Source organism: Variovorax sp. 10L421 (assembly GCF_056395365.1).
In genome coordinates this window covers 94,768-114,721 of the sequence record NZ_JBFTJJ010000001.1, presented here as the reverse complement: position 1 = coordinate 114,721, position 19,954 = coordinate 94,768, and the positions used below count along the sequence as shown (strand labels likewise).

The window sequence follows — 19,954 nt, the reverse complement described above, 5'->3', positions numbered from 1 at the left end:
CATGCCCGCAAGGCGGCAAGCCGCCCGTCGCGGAGTAGGCGCCGTTCCCGTGGTGCATCGCAGAGAATGTCGGCGCCCACGCTTCCGGACACCGACCTTTTCGATGCAATCCGCGCCCCTCTTCGTTCCCGCCCGCAAGGCCCTCGCCGCAGCCCTGCTGGCGGCGGCCTGCGTCCATCCGGCCTGGGCCCTCGTGAGCTTCGAAGAAGTCAAGCGCGACTTCCGCTCGTCCGACACCGAGGTGCTCGACCGCAACGGCGAGTTGCTGCAGCGCGTGCGCACCGATCCCACCGTGCGGCGCGGCCGGTGGACCGCGCTGGCCGACGTGTCGCCCGCGCTGCGCACGGCCATGGTGCTGAGCGAGGACAAGCGCTTCTACGAACACAGCGGCATCGACTGGCGCGCGGTCTCGGCCGCGGCCTGGGCCAACGTGTGGAACACGCGCACGCGCGGCGCCTCGACCATCACGATGCAGCTATCGGGCCTGCTCGACGACGACCTGCGCCGCGCCTCTGGCGGACGCAGCTTCACGCAGAAGATCGGCCAGACAGTGGCGGCCGCGCAGCTGGAGCGCAACTGGCGCAAGGACCAGATCCTGGAGGCCTACCTCAACACCGTGCCGTTCCGCGGCGAGATCGTGGGCATCGACGCGCTCTCGCGCACGCTGTTCGGCAAGGCACCGAGCGGGCTCGATGCGCGCGAGGCCGCCGTGGCCTCGGCGCTGGTGCGCGCGCCGAATGCAAAGCCTGCCGTGGTGGCGCAGCGCGCCTGCGAGGTGCTGCGCGCGATGGAGCCGCAGCAGAAGGTCGACTGCGAGGCACTCGACATGTTCACGAGCGCAGCGGTGCAGCGGCGCGCCTTCGAGACGAACGAAGGGATTGCGCCGCATGCGGCTCGGCGCGTGCTGCGCGAGATTCGGGATGCGAATGCGGTGGCAGCCCCCACCCCGGCCCTCCCCCAGAGGGGGAGGGAGAAAGACAGCAAGGAAACCGGTGTGCGCACCACGCTGCGCGCGGCGCTGCAGCGCTTTGCGCTGGACACGCTGCAGCGCCACCTGCGCGAACTGCGCGAGCGCCACGTGGAAGACGGCGCGCTCGTCGTGCTTGACAACACGACCGGCGAGGTGCTTGCCTGGGTCGGCTCCTCCGGCCCGCTGAGCCAGGCGGCCGAGGTCGATGGCGTGACCGCGCTGCGGCAGCCCGGCTCCACGCTCAAGCCGCTGCTCTATGGCCAGGCGATTGCCGAGCGGCGCATCACCGCGGCCTCGCTGATCGAGGACTCGTCGGCGCAGATCAGCACCGCCAGCGGCCTCTACATTCCGCAGAACTACGACCGCCGTTTCAAGGGCCCGGTGTCGGCGCGCACCGCGCTGGCCGCCTCGCTCAACGTGCCGGCCGTGCGCACGCTGGTGATGGTGTCGCCCGAAGCCTTCGCGCGCGAGCTGCGCGCCGCCGGCCTGCCACTGCGCGAGAGCGGCGACTACTACGGCTACAGCCTCGCGCTCGGCAGCGCCGAGGTGTCGCTGCTGTCACTCACCAATGCCTACCGCATGCTGGCCAACGGCGGGCGCTACGGCACGACGACGCTGACCATGCGGCCACCCGTCCCGGCCGAAAGATCGAAGCCGCCGATGCTCGACCCGCGCGCCGCCTTCATCGTCGGCGACATCCTCTCCGACCCCAACGCGCGCACCCGCACCTTCGGCCTCGACAGCATCCTTTCCACCCGCTTCTGGACCGCCGTGAAGACCGGCACCAGCAAGGACATGCGCGACAACTGGGCCGTGGGCTGGTCGCAGCGCTACACGGTGGGCGTGTGGGTCGGCAACGCCAGCGGCGAATCGATGTGGGACGTGAGCGGCACCAGCGGCGCCGCGCCGGTGTGGGCCGAGGTGATGCGCTTCCTGCACGCGCGCGAGCCCAGCCGCGCGCCCGCGCCGCCGCCCGGCCTCGTCGAAGCGCGCGTGAGCTTCGGCAACGGCGCCGACGGCAACCCGCTCGAAGCGGCACGCAGCGAGTGGTTCCTACAGGGCACCGAGCAGACGCTGTTCGCGCTCGACGCCGGCATGGCGACCGACGCCGCCTCGGCGCGCATCACCGCGCCGGCCGACGGCACCATCATCGCGCTCGACCCCGACATCCCGCCGCAGCGCCAGCGCGTGCGCTTCGACTCCGAAGGCCGCGGCGTGCAGTGGCGCATCGACGGCAAGCCCTTCGAGCGCGGCAACAGCGTGCAGTGGTTTCCCTGGCCGGGGCGCCACGTGATCGAGCTGGTGGACGCCGGCGGCAAGGTGGTCGACCAGCGCCGGCTCGAAGTGCGCGGCGCCGGCGTGGTGACGAAAAGCGCGCGCCGATAAAGACCGCGGACGGCGCGCTTCGGGGCGCGAAGAGAGGGCCGGCGCTTGGTAAAGATGCTGTCCAGGCCAACCACCACATGTACAGTCCGGGCTTTGTTTGGCGGCAAAATTCGTCCAATCATTGAATGACCCAGGCCCTCCCGATGCTTGCCCAAGCCCCCCGAACCTCCCTGGCGGACACCGCCGCCGACAGCATCCGCGCCGAGATCTCTGCCGGCCGCTGGGCCGTCGGCTCCCGCATCCCCATCGAGCCTCAGCTCGCGCAATTGCTGGGCGTGAGCCGCGGCACGGTGCGCGAGGCGGTCAAGACGCTGGTGTCGCGCGGGCTGCTCGAAGTGCGGCAAGGCTCCGGCACCTATGTTCGTTCGGGCTTCGACCCCTCGTCCAGCCTGCAGAAGCTGCGCCTGGCGAGCCTGCGCGACCAGTTCGAAGTGCGCCGCGCGCTCGAGGTGGAAGCCGCCCGGCTCGCCGCGGTGCGCCACACCTCGCGCGACCTGCGCCGCCTCCACACCCTGCTCGACAAGCGCGGCGTGCCCGACGCCAACGACAACGGTGCGAGCTTCATCGAGCGCGACCTCGCCTTTCACCTCGCCATCGTCGACGTATCGGGCAACCTCGCGCTGGCCGAAACCTGCCGCTTCATCACGGGCTACATCAAGGAGACGATCGCGAGCTCGATGGGCGGCACCAACCTGCCCGAGCCCGACGACGCCGCACACCGCGCGATCGTCGAAGGCATTGCCAGCCGCGACCCCGACGTGGCCGCCGCGGCGGTGCGCGCCTTCATGGCGCCGATGATCAACGCGCTGGCGCTGGGCACGCGATGACCTCGCTTACGCTCGCCCCAGGCCACACCACGGCCGACGACCTGCTGATCGACGCCGAAGTCGACAGCCAACCCGCCCCGCGCCCCACGCCCGCGCCCACCCTCGCGCGCCGCATCCTGCTCGCCGCCAGCGTGGTGCTGATCGCCTTCAACCTGCGCCCGGTGTTCGCCAGCCTCTCGGTGGTGCTGCCGGAGATCATCAAGGCCACCGGGCTCTCGGCCACGGCCGCGAGCCTGCTGACCACGCTGCCGATCGTCTGCCTCGGTGTGTTCGCGCCGCTCGCGCCTGGGCTGGGCCGCCGCTTCGGCACCGAGCGCACGCTGCTCGCGTGCATGGTGCTGATCCTGGCCGGCACGGTGCTGCGCGGCACCGGCAGCATCCCGCTGCTGTTCCTCGCCTCGGCCATCGCGGGCAGCGGCATCGCGGTGTCGAACGTGCTGCTGTCGGGCCTCGTGAAGCGCGACTTCGCGAAGCAGGCCGCGCTGATGATGGGCCTCTACACCATGGCCGTGTGCGGCGGCGCGGCCAGCGCCGCGGGCCTGACGGTGCCCATCGAGCACGCGCTGGGCGGCGGCTGGACCATGGCGCTCGCGATGTGGGCGCTGCCGGCCGCGCTGGTCACGCTGATCTGGGCGCCGCAGGCGCTGCCGCTGAAGCCGGTGGCGAGCGAATCGGGCTTCACGGTGCGCGGCCTGTGGCGCGACAGGCTGGCCTGGCAGGTCACTTTCTTCATGGGCCTGCAGTCCGCGCTCGCCTACATCGTGATGGGCTGGCTCGCGCCGATATTGCGCGAGCGCGGGCTCGGCAGCGAAACGGCCGGCTACGTGGTGTCGCTGTCGGTCATGACGCAGGTGGTGACCTGCCTCGTGGTGCCCGCGCTGGCGGTGAAGCTGCGCAACCAGCGCGGCCTGGCGGTCGCGCTGGCACTCCTCACGGTGGGCGCGATGCTGGCGATGCTGTTCGCTCCGCTCGGCGGTGTGGGCGGCGTGTGGGCCTGGGCCGTGCTGCTGGGCATTGCGCAGGGCGGCACCTTCGCGCTGGCGCTCACGATGATCGTGCTGCGCTCGCCCGATTCGCACGTGGCCGCGCATCTCTCGGGTATGGCGCAGGGCGTGGGCTACATGGTGGCCGCCTTCGGGCCGCTGGTGGCCGGGCTGCTGCACGGCTGGACGGGGAGCTTCCGCGCCTCGTCGTGGCTGTTCATCGGGCTGGGCGTGGCGCTCGTGGCCGCGGGGCTGGGCGCGGGCCGCACGATGCATGTGGGCGCGACGACCGTGCCCAGTCGCTGAACAGCCTCATTGCGGGCCGCCGCAGAAATCCGCGCGCTCGGTGGTCTTCGCGGTGAAGCGGATGCGCGTGGTGGTCGCGACGCTCTGCGGCTCGTTCTGCGGCCACTTGCTCTGCAGCCAGGTGTACTGCCACTCGTAGGGCGCGCCCGGCTTCGCGGCCTCGCCGTAGGCGATGCGCAGACTGCCGTTGCTCTCGTCGTGGCAGTGCTTCGAGGTCTTGTATTCCTTCTCGCTGAAGCAGGCGCGGATCATCTTGAAGCACGAGAACGGAATGTCCTCATGCACCGCCTTGCCGCCTTCCAGCGGCACGAAGTCCGCGGTGTCGAACGAGGCGCCGCCGCCGGAGTACATCTCCGACACGGTCTGCAGCACTGCCACGGCCCATTTGCCTTCGGCCAGCGGATAGAGCGCGGGCGCGAGCGACAGGCGCGCCTCGGGCTGCTCGGCGCCGCTGTCTTTCTTCAGGGACTGCACGTAGCCCGAGAAATCGTGGAGGCGGTCGAGCTGCCAGCCCGCCGCATCGGTGCTGCGTTTGATGCGCGCCATGGCCAGCGGCTCGGCCGACAGCACCACGTAGTCGCCGGGCGCGGCGCCGCGCGGGCGGTACAGGCCGAGTTGCTGCACGTCGCAGGGCTGCGGCAGCAGGGCGCACAGGCGCGCGCGCCATTGCGCATCGAGCGATTCGGGTTTTTTCACGGCGTCGAACACCTGGGCCGAGGGCGCGGCGAGCACGGGGACGGCGAACGACAGCGTAAGCAGCAGCAGCTTTTTCATGGAGCCGAATGGTAGCCATGGCCCGGGGGCGCCGGGCGGGTTTCGTACGCGTCGCTTGATAAAGTCGGGCGCGACCATGAACCCATCCTCTCCCCTCCTCCAGATCGATGCGCTGCGGTTTGCCTATCCCGATCAGCCCGCGCTGGTGTCGAACTGGAACGCATCCGTTGGCCCGGGCGTGACGCTGCTGTATGGCGACACCGGCTCGGGCAAGTCGGCGCTGCTTCAGGTGATCGCGGGCACTCTGCCCGCATCCGGCCGGCTGACGCTGGCGGGCGCGAGCCTCGACGCCGTGCCGGAGGCGTACCGCCGCCAGGTGTTCTTCGTCGATCCCCTGACCGACCGCTTCGACCAGCTCAGCGCGCGCGAATGCACGGCTTCGCTCGTCGAGGGCGACGCGGGCTTCGACGAGGCGAAGTGGCAGGCCATCGCCGACGGCTTCTCGCTGGCCCCGCATCTGGACAAGAAGATGTTCATGCTCTCGACCGGCTCCAAGCGCAAGGTGTGGATGGCTGCCGGGCTGGCATCGGGCCGGCCGCTCGTCCTGCTCGACGAGCCGACGGCCGGCCTGGACATGCCCTCGACGCGATGCCTGTGGGCCACGCTCTCGGACTTCTCGGCGCAGGCCAGGCAAGCGGTGATCGTGGCCAGCGCGGCGCGCATCGACACCGTGCCGCTAGCGGCCACCATCGAACTGCCGCTGGCCTGACGCCTGCCTTCAGGCGGCTGTGTCGAAGTCGGTGCTGCGGCTCACGGCTTCCCAGGCTTCCATTTCCTTGAGCATCGCCTGCGCATGGGCCCGCACCGCGTCGACCGAATCGCCGCCCAGTTGCAGCCGCAGCGGCGTGTGCTGGGCCTCCAGCGCCTTCGCGATGGCCGCCGCGGCCTTGCGCGGATCGCCGGCCTGCGTGTTGTGCATGCTGTGCGCGAACTCGCGCGTGGCGCCCACCACCGGCTGGTAGGCCTCGATCACCGGCATGTGGCGCATGCCGCTGCCCGCGAGCTGGGTGCGGAACTGGCCCGGCTCGACGATCAGCACCTTGATGCCGAAGGGGGCGACCTCCTGCGCCAGCGCTTCCGAGGCGCCTTCCAGCGCGAACTTGGAGGCCGAATACGCGCTGAAGCCCGCGAACGACAGCTGTCCGCCAAGGCTCGATATGTTCACGATGGCGCCCGACTTCTGCGCACGCAGCACCGGCAGCGCGGCACGCGTGACGGCCATGGCACCGAAGAAGTTGGTGTTCATCAGCGCGCGCAGATCGGCGTCGGAGGTTTCCTCGAGCGCGCCGACCACGCCGTAGCCCGCGTTGTTGACCAGCACGTCGATGCGGCCGAAGCGGGCCACCGCAGCTTCGACGGCGGCTTCGGCGGCGCCGGCCACGTCCACGTCGAGCGGCGTGGCCAGCACGCGTTCGGGCGCCAGCGCCACGAGGTCGGCGAGGCGGCCGGCATCGCGGGCGGTGGCGACCACGTTGTGGCCCCGCGCGAGCGCGTGCTCGGCGAAGGCGTGGCCGAAGCCGGAGGCGGCGCCGGTGATGAACCAGGTCTGGCGGGTTTGCGAAGAGATGCTGACGGGGATGGACATGAGGCTGGCTCCTTGAGGGTGGAAGGGTTGCCTTGAAGGCATGGCGTGACTGTCCCAGCATTGCCACTCATCGACTAGATGGGTCAAATCGAATGCACTATGCAATATGATGCATGAATGGACCGCAACCTGCTCCCGCATCTCGCCATCGTTCTGGCGGTGCACCGGCGCGGCGGCTTTGCCGCCGCCGCGGCCGAACTCGGCATGAGCGCCTCGGCCGTGAGCCACGCGGTGCGGGCCGTTGAAGACCACCTGGGCCAGCCGATCTTCGCGCGCACCACCCGCAGCGTACGGCTCACCGAGGCGGGCGCCGGCTTCGTCGGCGTGCTGGCACCCGCGATGGGCGAGATCGGCGATGCGGTGGACCGTTTCGGTGAAGCGCTCGGGCGCGTGGGCGGCGTGCTGCGCATCAACGTGCCCCACGTGGCCCTGCCGCTGGCAATGACGCCGCTGGTGGCCGAAATGGCGCTGCGCCATCCCGGGCTGGTGATAGAGATCACCTGCGACGACGGCCTGGCCGACATCGTGGCCAGCGGCCACGACGCGGGCGTCCGGCTGGGCCACACCGTGGCGCAGGACATGGTGGCGGTGCGGCTTACGCCGCCCTTCGAGGCCATCATGGTGGCCACGCCGCGCTATCTGGCCACCGCCGGCGAGCCGCACAGCATCGAGTCGCTGCAGCAGCACAACTGCATCGGCTTTCGCTTCGTGACCTCGGGCGGCGTGTACGCCTGGGACCTGCGCGACAAGGAAGGTGCCCACGTCTCGGTCGAGGTGCCGGGCACGGTGCGCGTCACCGACGCGCTCTATGCCCGCGACCTGGCGCTGGCTGACGTGGGCATCGCCTACATCTTCGAGCCGCTGGTGCGTGCCGATCTGCGCGAGGGCCGCCTGCGCCAGCTGCTGCCGTGCTCTGCCTTCGGGGAACCGGGCCTGTTCCTGTACTTTCCGCGCCGCGCGGCGCAGGCGCCCAAGCTGCGCGCCTTCGTCGACCTGGCGCGGGAAATGCTGGAGAAGAGCGCCGAAACCGGCGGCCATGCGCCTTCGCTTCCCGGCTAAGACGCCCGCCGAGCCGGGACATCCGGCCGGCCGGGCCGGAACCGGCTCCCGGTCCGGCGACAATCGGGGATTCCGGCGAAAACACATCCACCTCGTCCTTGCCGGAAGTTCCAGCCAACCCGACAACCCAGGATCTACGGAAGCAAGCGCATGAGCTCGAAGCAACCCACCATCGTCTACACCCTCACCGACGAGGCGCCCCTGCTGGCGACCTACGCGTTTCTGCCCATCATCCGCGCCTTCACCAACCCGGCCGGCATCAACGTCGCCACCAGCGACATCTCCGTGGCGGCCCGCATCCTGGGTGAGTTCCCCGAGTTCCTCGGCGACGACCAGAAGGTGCCCGACAACCTGGCCGAACTGGGCAAGCTCACGCTCAAGCCCGAGGCCAACATCATCAAGCTGCCCAACATCAGCGCCTCGGTGGCCCAGCTCAAGGCCGCCATCAAGGAACTGCAGGGCAAGGGCTACAAGATCCCCGACTACCCCGAGAACCCGACCACGGACGAGGACAAGGACATCCGCGCGCGCTACAACAAGTGCACCGGCAGCGCCGTGAACCCCGTGCTGCGCGAAGGCAACTCCGACCGCCGCGCACCCAAGGCCGTGAAGGAATACGCGCGCAAGAACCCGCACAGCATGGCCGAGTGGAGCCAGGCCTCGCGCTCGCACGTCTCGCACATGCACGGCGGCGACTTCTATCACGGCGAGAAGTCCATGACCCTGGACCGCGCGCGCAACGTCAAGATGGAACTGCTCACCAAGAGCGGCAAGGCCATCGTCCTCAAGCCCAAGGTTGCCCTGCTGGACCGCGAGGTCATCGACTCCATGTTCATGAGCAAGAAGGCGCTGCTGGCCTTCTATGAAAAGGAGATCGAGGACGCGCACAAGACCGGCGTGATGTTCTCGCTGCACGTCAAGGCCACCATGATGAAGGTCTCGCACCCCATCGTGTTCGGCCACTGCGTGAAGATCTTCTACAAGGAAGCCTTCGAGAAACACGGCAAGCTGTTCGACGAGCTGGGCATCAACGTCAACAACGGCATGGTCGACCTCTACAACAAGATCGCCACGCTGCCGCAGAGCACGCAGGACGAGATCAAGCGCGACCTGCACGCCTGCCACGAAAACCGCCCCGAGCTGGCGATGGTCGACTCGGCCAAGGGCATCACCAACTTCCACTCGCCCAACGACGTGATCGTGGACGCCTCCATGCCCGCGATGATCCGCAACGGCGGCAAGATGTGGGGCGCCGACGGCCGCCTGAAGGACGTCAAGGCCGTGATGCCCGAGTCGACCTTCGCCCGCATCTACCAGGAGATCATCAACTTCTGCAAGTGGCACGGCGCCTTCGACCCCAAGACCATGGGCACCGTGCCCAACGTCGGCCTGATGGCACAGAAGGCCGAGGAATACGGCTCGCACGACAAGACCTTCGAGATCCCCGAGGACGGCGTCGCCAACATCACCGACCTGGACACCGGCGAAGTGCTGATGAGCGAAGACGTGGAGCAAGGCGACATCTGGCGCATGTGCCAGGTCAAGGACGCCGCGATCCGCGACTGGGTGAAACTGGCCGTCAACCGCGCCCGCAACTCCGGCATGCCGGTGGTGTTCTGGCTCGACGCCTACCGTCCGCACGAGGCGCAGCTGATCACCAAGGTCAAGATGTACCTGCACGAGCACAACACCACGGGCCTGGACATCCAGATCATGAGCCAGGTGCGCGCCATGCGCTACACGCTGGAGCGCGTGGTCCGCGGCCTGGACACCATCAGCGCCACCGGCAACATCCTGCGCGACTACCTGACCGACCTGTTCCCCATCATGGAGCTGGGCACCTCGGCCAAGATGCTGTCCATCGTTCCCCTGATGGCCGGCGGCGGCATGTACGAGACCGGCGCGGGCGGCTCGGCCCCCAAGCACGTGCAGCAGCTGGTGGAGGAAAACCACCTGCGCTGGGACTCGCTGGGCGAATTCCTCGCGCTGGCCGTGAGTCTGGAAGACCTGGGCCTGAAAACCGGCAACAAGAAAGCCGCCATCCTGGCCAGGACGCTGGACACCGCCACCGGCAAGCTGCTCGACAACAACAAGAACCCGTCGCCCAAGACCGGCCAGCTCGACAACCGCGGCAGCCAGTTCTACCTGGCCATGTACTGGGCACAGGAACTGGCCGCACAGACGGAAGACAAGGAACTGCAGGCCCAGTTCGTGAAGCTGGCCGGCACGCTTGCCAGCAACGAGCAGAAGATCGTCGACGAGCTCGCCGCCGTGCAGGGCAAGCCCGTGGACATCGGCGGCTACTACCTGGCGGACCCTGCCAAGTTCGAAGCCGTGATGCGCCCGAGCCCCACGCTCAACGCGGCGCTGGCGTCGGCCCAGGGCTGATGGGCATCGAGCGGGTGGCAGCCATGAAGCCTTGGTTCACGATGCTCCCCGCCGCGCTCGCCCTGCTGGCTGGCGCGGCCCACGGGGCCGAAGACTGCGAGGCCCTGCGCACCGGCATCGAGTCGAAGATCGCTGCGGCCGGCGTGGCGCGCTTCGCCGTCACCGTCGTCGATGCCAACGCATCGGCGAACGGGCAGGTGGTGGGCAGCTGCGAGCTCGGCACCAAGAAGATCGTCTACCTGAAGGACGCCGGGCCCGCGTCCGGCGCAGGCTCCGCCCCGGCACCCAGGCCGGGCGAGCCGATGCTCACCGAGTGCAAGGACGGCACCGTGTCCGTCGGCGGCGACTGCAGGAAGTAGCAGCAGCCAACGGGGTGACGGCAACGGCGCTCAGCCCTTGCCCACCACCCGTGCGATCCACGCGAGCAGCACCGCCTCGACCTCATCGCGATTGACTTCATTCAGCGCCTCGTGGCGCGCGCCGCCGAACACGTGGCACGACACATCGCGCAGCCCCGCCTCGCGGTAGCGCTGCACCAGCGGGTAGAACCATTCGGCCTTGTTGCTGACCGGGTCCTGGTCGCCCACGAACAGATAGAGCGGCAGCTCGGGGCGGATGCGCCCTCGCATCGCGTCCGGCGCCAGCTCGGCCAGCTTCGCGAACATCGACCCCAGGCCCTCGGCCGAGACCGTGAATCCGCACAGCGGATCGGCGATGTAGGCATCGACCTGCGCCGGATCGCGGCTGAGCCAGTCGAAGGGCGTGCGAACGTCCGGCAATGCGGCGTTCATGTCTTCCAGCTTGAAGCCGGACTGCAACGCCGCGCCCAGCAGATCAAGCGCCGAAGTGCCCGAAAGCGCGGCGCCCGCCAGCAGTGCGCTGTGCTCGAGGAGGTAGTACTGCGTGGCGAACGAGCCCATGCTGTGGCCCACAAGGATCAGCGGCAGGCCCGGATGCACGCCGCGCACGTGGCGGCTCAGCAGCGCCATGTCATCCACCAGCCCGGCGAAACCGCGCGGGCCGAACTCCCCCAGCTCACCGCGCGCCGAGGCGCCCTTGCCGTGGCCGCGATGCTCGTTCGAATACACCACGTAGCCGGCCTGCACCAGCGCGTCCGCCAGGTGCCGATAGCGCAGCGAATGTTCGCCCATGCCGTGCGCCAATTGGATGACCGCGCGCTGCGTCGCGCCCTGCCAGCGATGGGACTCCACCGTGACGCCGTCGTTGGCGGTCAATTCGAAGTGTGTCTCGGTGGTCGGCATGCGGTGCTCCGGTGAAAGGGGAACGCCATCCTAGGGGTTGGCGGCCGGAGTTTCGCTCAGGAGTTTCCAGCCTTTGTCGCACGGAGGACAGCCAACACCTCACCCATCTTCTTCAACGCCGCTTCCGGCGTCGGCTCGATGTGGATCGAGCAGGCCAGCATCAGGTTCAGCGGCTGGCCGAAGTCTTCGACGGCAATACCGGAGCCGCTCTCGCGCAGCACGCCGTTCGCATCGGCTTCGCACGACAGTGCCGCCCGCGCGCGGTCCGCATAGCTCCCATCGGGCACGCCGTAGGCCACCACCGGAATCCCGAGCGCGACCGCCGCGCCCACCTCGAACACCGTGCCGGAATCGGGCTCCAGCCCTCTGAAGCAGGCGAGGTTGGCGACGACGCCGTCGGCGCTGCGAAGGCGCTGCATGTTGGCCTTGCAGATCTGCATTTCCGGAGCTTCGGGCGCAGGCTCCTCGTTGCCGTCGGCCGGAAGCAGTGCGCAGAGGCCGAGTGCGTCGCAGGCCGCGGCGAGCCGAACGAAACGGTCTCTCGCGTCAGGACGAAAGACGTCCGGTCCCGCGAGGTAGATCTGCGGGCGCCTCGAGGGATCGGGGTTGTTTTCCATCGGCCGAGCATCCTCGCTTTTTGGATTCGGCTCAAGATGCACCAGCACGATGCGTGAAGATCTTCCGATCGATGGATCGGCGCCAGCGCACATGCCGCGGTGAGCTACAGTCGCCGGCCCATGCATCGCACCTCTTCACCCGGCCACGCGCAGCGACTCGTCGAACTGGTGCGCGGCGCGCCCTGTCTGATGGCCGCCTTGGCGGCGGTGCGCGAGTTGGACCTCGGCGCGTGGTGCATCGGTGCGGGGGCAGTGCGCAGCCTGGTCTGGGATTCGCTTCATGGATTCAGCGAGCCCTCGGCCCTGGAAGACATCGACGTCGTGTACTTCAATGCCGACGAGCCGCCGCGGCTCGGTGAGGCCGCCCTGCAGGAACAGCTGTCGATGCGGATGCCGGAGCATCGCTGGGAAGTGACCAACCAGGCGCATGTGCATCACTGGTTTCGGGAAAGCCTTGGACAGGTCGTGGCTGCGCTGACCTCGCTGGAGGAAGGCATCGCGACATGGCCGGAGTTCGCGACCTGCGTCGGTGTGTCCCTGGCTGCCGACGACTCGATCCGCGTGCTGGCGCCGCACGGCCTGGAAGATCTGTTCGGGCTGCGCGTTCGGCACAACCCCGTGCGCGCGGATGCCGCTACGTACCGGCTGCGCGTGGAGCAGAAGCAATTCGCGCGACGCTGGCCCAAGGTCGAGATCCTCGCCGCACAGCCCTGAAGCACCGCCCGCTCTGCGCGACAGCCGGTGGATTGAGCAAGAAGCCACAGTGGCTACATCGCGAAAGCCAAAGCACTACGCCGCGCCATAGGAAGTGCCCGCCGCCCTTGCGTTTTGCAGGATCAGGCAAAAACCGAGTTCGATTCGGATACCGCCTCGGGGCCCTCGGACGCGAAACTTCTCTCCATGCCCGGTGCACCCTCTTCTGTGTGCGCCCCACGGCAACCGACCAGCACGAGGAGTTTCATCATGAGCGCAATCCAGGAAAAAGTCGTTCTCATCACCGGCGCGAGCAGCGGTATCGGCGAAGCAACCGCGCGGCTGCTCGCGCGGCGCGGCGCCAAGGTGGTGCTCGGTGCGCGCCGTACCGACCGGCTCGCGGCACTCGCGGCCGAGATCGAAGCCACGGGCGGCACCGCGAGCTTCCAGCGGCTCGACGTGACGCATCGGCCCGACATGGAAGCCTTTGCCGAGTTCGCCCTCGAGACGCACGAGCAGATCGACGTGCTCGTCAACGCGGCGGGCGTGATGCCGATGTCGCCGCTGTGGAACCGCAAGATCGAGGAGTGGGAACTCATGATCGACGTGAACCTGCGCGGCGCGCTGCTCGGCATCGCGGCCGTGCTGCCGGCGATGCAGGAGCAGGGCTGGGGCCACATCGTGAACGTGGCGCCGGTGGCGATGCAGGGCGTGTCGCCGAGTTCGGCCGTATACCACGGCACGCAGTACGCGGTGAACGCGATCTCCGAAGGCCTGCGGCAGGAGCATGCCGGCCGCCTGCACGTGACGGTGGTGAGCCCCGACGTGAACGGCCCCGGCGACCCGCTGGCAGAGCGCATCGCCGCCACGTACGCCCGGGAGCGCATGCGCACCAACCGGCGCATCGCGGTGCCCGTGGATGCGGTGGCGCGATCGATCGCAGGGGCCATCGAGGGCTACGGCATCACGGCCCGCACGATGCGGCCGGCGGGTGCGCAGAGGCCGCACCCGGCGGTGTACGTTCAGTAGGTCTTGTACGGCAGGAACTTGCCCGACAGCACCACGTTGACGCGGTCGCCCTTGGGGTCGGCCTGGCGCTGGATGTCCATGCTGAAGTCGATGGCGCTCATGATGCCGTCGCCGAATTCTTCATGGATCAGTTCCTTGATGGTGGTGCCGTACACGCTCACGACCTCGTACCAGCGGTAGATCAGCGGGTCGGTCGGCACGGGCGTGGGCAGCGAGCCCTTGTAGGGCACCACCTGCAGCCACTTCTGCTCCTCGGGAGTGAGGCCGAAGATCTTGCCTACGACCTTGGCCTGCTTCTCGTCGAGCGTCATCTGGCCTAGACAGGCGGCGGTGGTCCACTCCTTCGAGAGGCCGACCTTCTTTGCCACGTCGGCCCACTGGATGCCCTTGCTTACCTTGACGGTGATGATTTTTTCCGTGACGTCGTTGCGGTTCATGCGGTCTCCTGTTGAATGGGCTCAGGCAAGCAACAGGCGTGCCCACCGGAACTTGCGATCCGACTCGGCAATGGGTTGGTCGTTGATGCTCGCAAAGCGCCTCTGCATCAGCCCGTTCTCCGCGAACTCCCAGTTCTCGTTGCCATGGCTGCGATACCACTGGCCCGCGTCGTCGTGCCATTCGTACTCGAAGCGCACCGCGATGCGGTTGTCCGTGAAGGCCCACAGCTGCTTCTTCAGCCGGTAGTCGAGTTCGCGCACCCACTTGCGCGACAGGAACTCCACCACCTGCTCGCGGCCGTTGACGAACTCGGCGCGGTTGCGCCACTCGGTGTCGGGCGTGTAGGCCAGGCTCACGCGCACGGGGTCGCGCGAGTTCCAGGCGTCTTCGGCGGCCTGCACCTTCCGGGTGGCGGATTCGAGGGTGAAGGGCGGCAGCGGCGGGCGGGATTCCATGGAGATCTTTCAGTGCTGTGGTGAAGGGGATGCGCCGCAATGTGCCATATGTAGACAGACCTGTCTACATGCCTACAATCGCGCCATGGACATCTCCGCACTGCCCGCACGCGAGCGCATCCTGCTCACCGCGCACGACCTCTTCTACGCAGACGGCATCCGCGCCACCGGCATCGACCGCGTCATTGCCGCCTCAGGCGTCACCAAGGTCACCTTCTACCGGCACTTCCCGTCGAAGGACGACCTGGTGCGCGCCTTTCTCGACCACCGGCATGGCCTGTGGATGGCGTGGTTCGTCGATGCGCTCGGCCGCCGCGGGGCGCAGCGGCGCATCGGCGACGGTCAGGCGCTGGAGATACTGGCCGACGTCATGGCCGAGTGGTTCTCCGACCCGGTGTTCCGCGGCTGCGCGTTCATCAACTCGGTGGTGGAGGTGGGCACGAGCGTGGCGGGCGCCAGCGACATCGCGCGCGGGCACAAGCGCGAGATGGTCGAGGTGATCGCCGGCCTGCTGCCGGAAGCGCTTGGAGGGCCGCGGCGCATGGCCATCGCGCAGGCGGCCGCGCTGGGTGTCGACGGCGCCATCGTCAAGGCGCAGATGGGCGATGCGGCGGTGGCGCGCGAAGCGGTCGGCGACCTGCGCCGGCTGCTTCAGGCGCTGGGCGATTCGATCACTTCACGACCATCGCCGTGAACGGCCAAACGTAGGCCTGCAGCGTCACGTAGAGGCCCACGAGGCAGGCCAGCGCGATGGAGTGGAAGAACACGTAGCGCAGGATCTCGCCCTCGTGGTTGAACCAGCGCGTGGCGGTGGAGGCCACCACGATCGATTGCGCGTCGATCATCTTGCCCATCACGCCGCCCGAACTGTTGGCCGCGCCCATGAGGTTGGGGCTCAGGCCCAGCTGGTCGGCCGCCACTTTCTGCATGCCGCCGAAGAGCACGTTCGATGCCGTGTCCGACCCCGTGAGCGCCACGCCCAGCCAGCCCATCAGCGTGCCGAAGAAGGGATAGAACATGCCGGTGTTGGCAAAGGCCAGCCCCAGCGTGGTGTCGAGGCCCGAGTAGCGCGTGAGCGTGCCCAGCGCGAGCATCAGCACGATGGTGAGCAGCGAGAACTTCACCAGCCACAGCGTGCGGCCGTAGGCGGCCACGAGCTGGATGGGGTTGTACTTCATGATCAGCCCGCCCACGATGGCCGAGACAAGGATGCCCGTGCCCGTGGCCGAGAGCAGCAGCAACTGGTACACCGCGCCCTCCTTCGTGGGCTTGGGCACCACGGGCGCCACCTTCTCGATCATGTTGTGCAGACCGTCGATGGGGAAGCTCGGCGCGAAGATGCCGTTGAGCCAGGCCTTCACCACCGGCAGGCCCCAGATGAACACGAACACGGTGAGGATGAGCCACGGCGTCCAGGCGCGGATCACCGCCGCGCTCGCATGCTTCGTGGGCGCCACGGCCGGACCAGCTTCGCCGCCGTCGGTCTCGTGCCCCTTGAGCGACACCGAGGTCCAGATCTTCTTCGGCTTCCACACACGCAGGAACAGCACCAGGCACACCATCGACACGATGGCCGCGATGATGTCCACCAGCTCCGGCCCGATGTAGTTCGACACCAGGAACTGCGGAACCGCGAAGGACACGCCCGTCACCAGGATGGCGGGCCACACCTCCATCATTCCCTTGCGTCCCGCGAAGGCCCAGATGAGCCAGAACGGCACCAGCAGCGAGAAGAACGGCAGCTGCCGCCCGATCATCGCGGTGACCGCCATCAGGTCGTAGCCATGCACCTTGGCCAGCGTGATGACCGGCGTGCCCAATGCGCCGAAGGCCACCGGCGCGGTGTTGGCGATGAGCGAGAGCCCCGAGGCCGCAAGCGGCGAGAAGCCCAGCCCGATGAGGATCGCGGCGGTGACGGCCACCGGCGTGCCGAAGCCCGCCGCGCCCTCGAAGAAGGCGCCGAAGGCAAAGGCGATGAGCAGCAGCTGCAGGCGCCGGTCTTCGGTGATGCCGGCGATGGAGTCCTGCAATATCTGGAAGCTGCCGTTCTGCTGCGTGAGCTGCTGCAGGAAGATGATGTTCAGCACGATCCAGCCGATGGGCAGCAGGCCGGAAAGCCCGCCCAGAAAGGCCGCCTTGCCTGCCATGTCGGCCGGCATGCCGAATGCGAACACCGCGATGACCACTGCGCTCAGCAGGCCCAGCCCCGCCGCGTAGTGCGCCTTGACGTGCAGCAGCCCGAGGCACACCAGCATCACCACCACCGGTATCGCGGCCAGTGCCGTCGATACGATCATGTTGCCGAACGGGTTGTAAACCTGTTGCCAGACCATGCGCTTGTCTCCTTGTTGTTGGAATCTTTTTGAGCCGGCAACGCGAGGCAAAGCGAGTCCGCCAGGAGTGACCGAGAGCGTTCGCTACCATCCTAACCCCCTCCCTCCGCCAACAAAAGATGGTTTCTCCGCGTCTCCCCTCGACCCAGGGCCTGCAGGCCTTCGAGGCTGTCGCGCGCCTTCGCAGCGTGAATCTGGCCGCCGACGAACTCAGCGTGACGCCCAGCGCGGTGAGCCATCGCATCCGCCAGCTCGAACTGCTGCTGGGCCTCAAGTTCTTCGTGGGCGGCGACTTCGGCCTCAGCGCCGACGGCATGGCCTACCTGGCGCGCGTGCGCGAGGCCATCGCAGCGCTGCAGCAGGTGCCCGGCCGCGAGCCCGAGTCGCAGGTGCGACGGCTGCGCGTGGCGGTCACGCCGACCTTCTCGCGCCAGATGCTGCTGCCGCGGCTCGCACGGTTTCGCGATGCGTATCCGAACATCGAGCTGATGCTTCAGGTGACCACGCCGGTGCGCAACACCACGGTCGAGGAGGCCGACATCGAGCTGCGCTTCGGCACCGGGCCCTTTCACGACCGCGAGTTTTTCCAGTTGCTGGCCGACGAGGTCTCGCCGGTGTGCAGCCCCGCTTACCTGAAGCGCCACGGTCCCTTCGACGGCTTCGCCACCGATGCCGAGGTGTTGCGCGCGCAGCTGTTGCGCACGCCGCTGGAGTCGTGGCGCACGTGGTTCAAGGCTTGCGGCGTGGGCCTGCCCGAGCCGGCCACGGGCCACCAGTTCAACGACCTGGGGCTGGCGCTCGACGCGGCGGCCGAAGACTTCGGCGTGGTGCTGATGCACCTGCGGCTGGGCAGCGCATGGCTGGACAGCGGGCGGCTCGTGCGGCTGTCGCCGCGCAGCGTGCCCTCGCCCAACGCCTACTTCCTGTGCTGGCGGCCCGGCGCGATGGAGCGCCGGGAGTGCGCAACCTTCGTCGAATGGCTGCGCGAGGCGCTGCGCGACTGAACTGAAATTTTTTCAGCAGCGGGGCCGGCTTTTTTCAGATGGCGTGTCGGGGTGCCTGAAGATAATGGCCGATTCGCTTCGCCCCCCCACAAGAACCGCTCAGGAGACAGCCCTTGTCAGACCTTTCCAAGATCACCAGCATCGAAGACCTGCGGGTGATCGCCAAGCGGCGCGTGCCGAAGATGTTCTACGACTACGCCGACTCCGGCGCATGGACCGAGGGCACTTACCGCGCCAACGAAAGCGACTTCCAGAAGATCAAGCTGCGCCAGCGCGTGGCCGTGAACATGGAAGGCCGCTCCACCCGCACCACCATGGTCGGCCAGGAAACCGCCATGCCTGTGGCCATCGCGCCCACCGGCCTCACCGGCATGCAGCATGCCGACGGCGAGATCCTTGGCGCCCGCGCGGCCAAGGCCTTCGGCATTCCGTTCACGCTGTCGACCATGAGCATCTGCTCGCTGGAAGACATCGCCGCGAACACCGACCGGCATCCGTTCTGGTTCCAGCTCTACGTGATGAAGGACCGCGACTTCATCGAGCGCCTGATCGAGCGCGCCAAGGCGGCCAATGTGACGGCCCTGCAACTCACGCTCGACCTGCAGATCCTCGGCCAGCGCCACAAAGACATCAAGAACGGCCTGACCGCGCCACCCAAGCCCACCATCAGGAACCTGATCGACCTCGCGACCAAGCCGCGCTGGTGCATGGGCATGCTGGGCACGAAGCGCCGCACCTTCGGCAACATCGCGGGCCATGCCAAGGGCGTGAAGGACCTGTCGTCGCTGTCGTCGTGGACCGCCGAGCAGTTCGACCCGGCGCTGAGCTGGGCGGACGTCGAGTGGATCAAGAAGCTCTGGGGCGGCAAGCTGATCCTCAAGGGCATCATGGACGTGGAAGATGCGCGCCTCGCGGCGAGCAGCGGCGCCGATGCGCTCATCGTGTCGAACCACGGCGGGCGCCAGCTCGATGGCGCACCTTCGTCCATCGCCGCGCTGCCGGCCATCGTGGAGGCCGTGGGCAGCGAGATCGAGGTGTGGATGGATGGCGGCATCCGCAGCGGACAGGACGTGCTCAAGGCCCGCGCGCTGGGCGCGCGCGGCACCATGATCGGCCGCAGCTTCCTGTACGGGCTGGGCGCCCACGGACAGGAAGGCGTGACGCGCGCGCTGCAGATCATCCACAAGGAGCTCGACATCACGATGGCCTTCTGTGGCCGCACGAACATCGACGAGGTCGATTCGAGCATCCTTCTGCCGGGCACCTTCTGAGCCTCCCGCAATGGCTTGCGCCTGCTGCCCCTGAAGCCTATTCGGTGACCGTGACCTGCCGAGCCCTGAAGAAAGGGCCCGCCAGCTAGTTGGATTCCAGCCGCTGCGCCACTTCCTGCCGACCCATCCCGCGCACGGCAGCCAGGCTCTCCAGCTGCGCAGCCCTCGGGCGGGCCTTGCCCTGTTCCCAGTGGTAGATGGTCTGGCCGGACACACCCACCAGCTGTCCATAAGACGCGGCGGAAATACCGAGTTTCGTGCGATGCGCAGCCAATCGGCCAGCGCTGAACCGGCGCTTCGGCCCGCCGTCTCCCTCTTCATCGGGCTCGCTTGCACGTGCACCACGGGCGGTGCCCTTGGCAACGTTGCGCAGCTCCTTTTCCAGCGCAACCACCTGCCGGCGCAGCGCGGCGATGGCGGATCGGTGATGGACGGATGCCTTCTTGAGGGTTTCGATTTCCGCGCGGACTTCCTTGCGGGCGACGCGGGAGATTTCGGATTTAAGGATGGACGCGATATTTGGCATGGCGGCATTGTGCCGACCAAATGTAAGCGGCGGGAAAGATTATTAAGT

At 68.1% G+C, this 19,954-nt stretch carries 20 protein-coding genes; 12 read left to right on the top strand and 8 right to left on the bottom strand.

Features of this window, described 5'->3' with window-relative positions; translation table 11 throughout:
- Nucleotides 1-103 precede the first annotated feature (103 nt).
- The 3 genes from pbpC (at nucleotide 104) to AC1DFC_RS00545 (ending at nucleotide 4,472) form a co-directional block, all read left to right on the top strand.
- The gene (gene pbpC / locus AC1DFC_RS00555) at nucleotides 104-2,356 is read left to right on the top strand and encodes a penicillin-binding protein 1C (RefSeq protein ID WP_413334856.1); all 2,253 of its coding nucleotides are present in this window, start codon (nucleotides 104-106) and stop codon (nucleotides 2,354-2,356) included.
- A 125-nt stretch (nucleotides 2,357-2,481) separates the two neighbouring features.
- Entirely contained in the window at nucleotides 2,482-3,183 is a 702-nt protein-coding gene (locus AC1DFC_RS00550; RefSeq protein WP_478178537.1) for a FadR/GntR family transcriptional regulator, read from the top strand.
- Nucleotides 3,180-4,472: a CynX/NimT family MFS transporter gene (locus tag AC1DFC_RS00545; protein ID WP_007830416.1), complete on the top strand. Its 1,293-nt coding sequence runs from the start codon at nucleotides 3,180-3,182 to the stop codon at nucleotides 4,470-4,472. Before AC1DFC_RS00550 ends, AC1DFC_RS00545 begins: the two co-directional genes overlap by 4 nt.
- 6 nt (nucleotides 4,473-4,478) lie before the next feature.
- Here AC1DFC_RS00545 and AC1DFC_RS00540 read toward each other — a convergent pair whose 3' ends face one another.
- A complete protein-coding gene (locus AC1DFC_RS00540; RefSeq protein ID WP_413334858.1) occupies nucleotides 4,479-5,246 on the bottom strand; it encodes a hypothetical protein in 768 nt (255 codons plus the stop codon).
- Between the two features lie 76 nt (nucleotides 5,247-5,322).
- Here AC1DFC_RS00540 and AC1DFC_RS00535 point away from each other — a divergent pair, with 76 nt between their 5' ends.
- Nucleotides 5,323-5,955 (top strand): ABC transporter ATP-binding protein, encoded by a 633-nt coding sequence (locus AC1DFC_RS00535; protein WP_007830414.1) that lies wholly within the window; start codon nucleotides 5,323-5,325, stop codon nucleotides 5,953-5,955.
- Between the two features lie 9 nt (nucleotides 5,956-5,964).
- Here AC1DFC_RS00535 and AC1DFC_RS00530 read toward each other — a convergent pair whose 3' ends face one another.
- Nucleotides 5,965-6,831 (bottom strand): oxidoreductase, encoded by an 867-nt coding sequence (locus AC1DFC_RS00530; RefSeq protein WP_478178536.1) that lies wholly within the window; start codon nucleotides 6,829-6,831, stop codon nucleotides 5,965-5,967.
- 117 nt (nucleotides 6,832-6,948) lie between these two features.
- Here AC1DFC_RS00530 and AC1DFC_RS00525 point away from each other — a divergent pair, with 117 nt between their 5' ends.
- The 3 genes from AC1DFC_RS00525 (at nucleotide 6,949) to AC1DFC_RS00515 (ending at nucleotide 10,637) form a co-directional block, all read left to right on the top strand.
- Entirely contained in the window at nucleotides 6,949-7,890 is a 942-nt protein-coding gene (locus AC1DFC_RS00525) for a LysR family transcriptional regulator (RefSeq protein ID WP_007830411.1), read from the top strand.
- Between the two features lie 150 nt (nucleotides 7,891-8,040).
- On the top strand, nucleotides 8,041-10,278 hold the full coding sequence (locus AC1DFC_RS00520; RefSeq protein WP_413332378.1) for an NADP-dependent isocitrate dehydrogenase: 2,238 nt from the start codon (nucleotides 8,041-8,043) through the stop codon (nucleotides 10,276-10,278).
- Between the two features lie 23 nt (nucleotides 10,279-10,301).
- A complete protein-coding gene (locus AC1DFC_RS00515; RefSeq protein ID WP_478178535.1) occupies nucleotides 10,302-10,637 on the top strand; it encodes a DUF1161 domain-containing protein in 336 nt (111 codons plus the stop codon).
- Nucleotides 10,638-10,667: 30 nt separating this feature from the next.
- On the opposite strand, the gene AC1DFC_RS00510 is transcribed toward AC1DFC_RS00515, so the two are convergent.
- Nucleotides 10,668-11,540 carry an alpha/beta fold hydrolase gene (locus AC1DFC_RS00510; protein WP_413314246.1) on the bottom strand — a complete coding sequence of 291 codons (873 nt, stop codon included), beginning with the start codon at nucleotides 11,538-11,540 and terminating at the stop codon, nucleotides 10,668-10,670.
- A 56-nt stretch (nucleotides 11,541-11,596) separates the two neighbouring features.
- Nucleotides 11,597-12,157 carry a nucleoside 2-deoxyribosyltransferase gene (locus AC1DFC_RS00505; RefSeq protein ID WP_478178687.1) on the bottom strand — a complete coding sequence of 187 codons (561 nt, stop codon included), beginning with the start codon at nucleotides 12,155-12,157 and terminating at the stop codon, nucleotides 11,597-11,599.
- Between the two features lie 120 nt (nucleotides 12,158-12,277).
- Between AC1DFC_RS00505 and AC1DFC_RS00500 the strand changes: the two genes are divergently transcribed.
- Together AC1DFC_RS00500 and AC1DFC_RS00495 are read left to right on the top strand one after the other, a co-directional pair.
- On the top strand, nucleotides 12,278-12,871 hold the full coding sequence (locus tag AC1DFC_RS00500; protein ID WP_478178534.1) for a nucleotidyltransferase family protein: 594 nt from the start codon (nucleotides 12,278-12,280) through the stop codon (nucleotides 12,869-12,871).
- A 249-nt stretch (nucleotides 12,872-13,120) separates the two neighbouring features.
- Nucleotides 13,121-13,879 (top strand): SDR family oxidoreductase, encoded by a 759-nt coding sequence (locus tag AC1DFC_RS00495; protein WP_413314248.1) that lies wholly within the window; start codon nucleotides 13,121-13,123, stop codon nucleotides 13,877-13,879.
- On the opposite strand, the gene cynS is transcribed toward AC1DFC_RS00495, so the two are convergent.
- Nucleotides 13,873-14,316, bottom strand: coding sequence for a cyanase (gene cynS / locus AC1DFC_RS00490; protein WP_007830404.1), 444 nt, complete (start codon nucleotides 14,314-14,316; stop codon nucleotides 13,873-13,875). The two genes, AC1DFC_RS00495 and cynS, sit on opposite strands and share 7 nt — an antisense overlap.
- A gap of 21 nt (nucleotides 14,317-14,337) precedes the next feature.
- Complete coding sequence (locus tag AC1DFC_RS00485) at nucleotides 14,338-14,772, bottom strand: nuclear transport factor 2 family protein (protein ID WP_007830401.1); 435 nt, start codon at nucleotides 14,770-14,772, stop codon at nucleotides 14,338-14,340.
- Nucleotides 14,773-14,857: 85 nt separating this feature from the next.
- Between AC1DFC_RS00485 and AC1DFC_RS00480 the strand changes: the two genes are divergently transcribed.
- Nucleotides 14,858-15,466 (top strand): TetR/AcrR family transcriptional regulator, encoded by a 609-nt coding sequence (locus tag AC1DFC_RS00480; RefSeq protein WP_478178533.1) that lies wholly within the window; start codon nucleotides 14,858-14,860, stop codon nucleotides 15,464-15,466.
- On the opposite strand, the gene AC1DFC_RS00475 is transcribed toward AC1DFC_RS00480, so the two are convergent.
- Nucleotides 15,444-17,105, bottom strand: a complete 1,662-nt coding sequence (locus tag AC1DFC_RS00475; protein WP_413314251.1) for an L-lactate permease — start codon at nucleotides 17,103-17,105, stop codon at nucleotides 15,444-15,446. The genes AC1DFC_RS00480 and AC1DFC_RS00475 overlap by 23 nt on opposite strands.
- Before the next feature lie 119 nt (nucleotides 17,106-17,224).
- On the opposite strand from AC1DFC_RS00475, the gene AC1DFC_RS00470 reads away from it, so the two are divergent.
- Together AC1DFC_RS00470 and AC1DFC_RS00465 are read left to right on the top strand one after the other, a co-directional pair.
- A complete protein-coding gene (locus tag AC1DFC_RS00470) occupies nucleotides 17,225-18,109 on the top strand; it encodes a LysR substrate-binding domain-containing protein (protein WP_007830396.1) in 885 nt (294 codons plus the stop codon).
- 113 nt (nucleotides 18,110-18,222) lie between these two features.
- Complete coding sequence (locus tag AC1DFC_RS00465; RefSeq protein WP_413332385.1) at nucleotides 18,223-19,380, top strand: alpha-hydroxy acid oxidase; 1,158 nt, start codon at nucleotides 18,223-18,225, stop codon at nucleotides 19,378-19,380.
- 85 nt (nucleotides 19,381-19,465) lie between these two features.
- On the opposite strand, the gene AC1DFC_RS00460 is transcribed toward AC1DFC_RS00465, so the two are convergent.
- The gene (locus tag AC1DFC_RS00460; RefSeq protein ID WP_007830390.1) at nucleotides 19,466-19,906 is read right to left on the bottom strand and encodes a helix-turn-helix domain-containing protein; all 441 of its coding nucleotides are present in this window, start codon (nucleotides 19,904-19,906) and stop codon (nucleotides 19,466-19,468) included.
- Nucleotides 19,907-19,954: the final 48 nt, after the last annotated feature.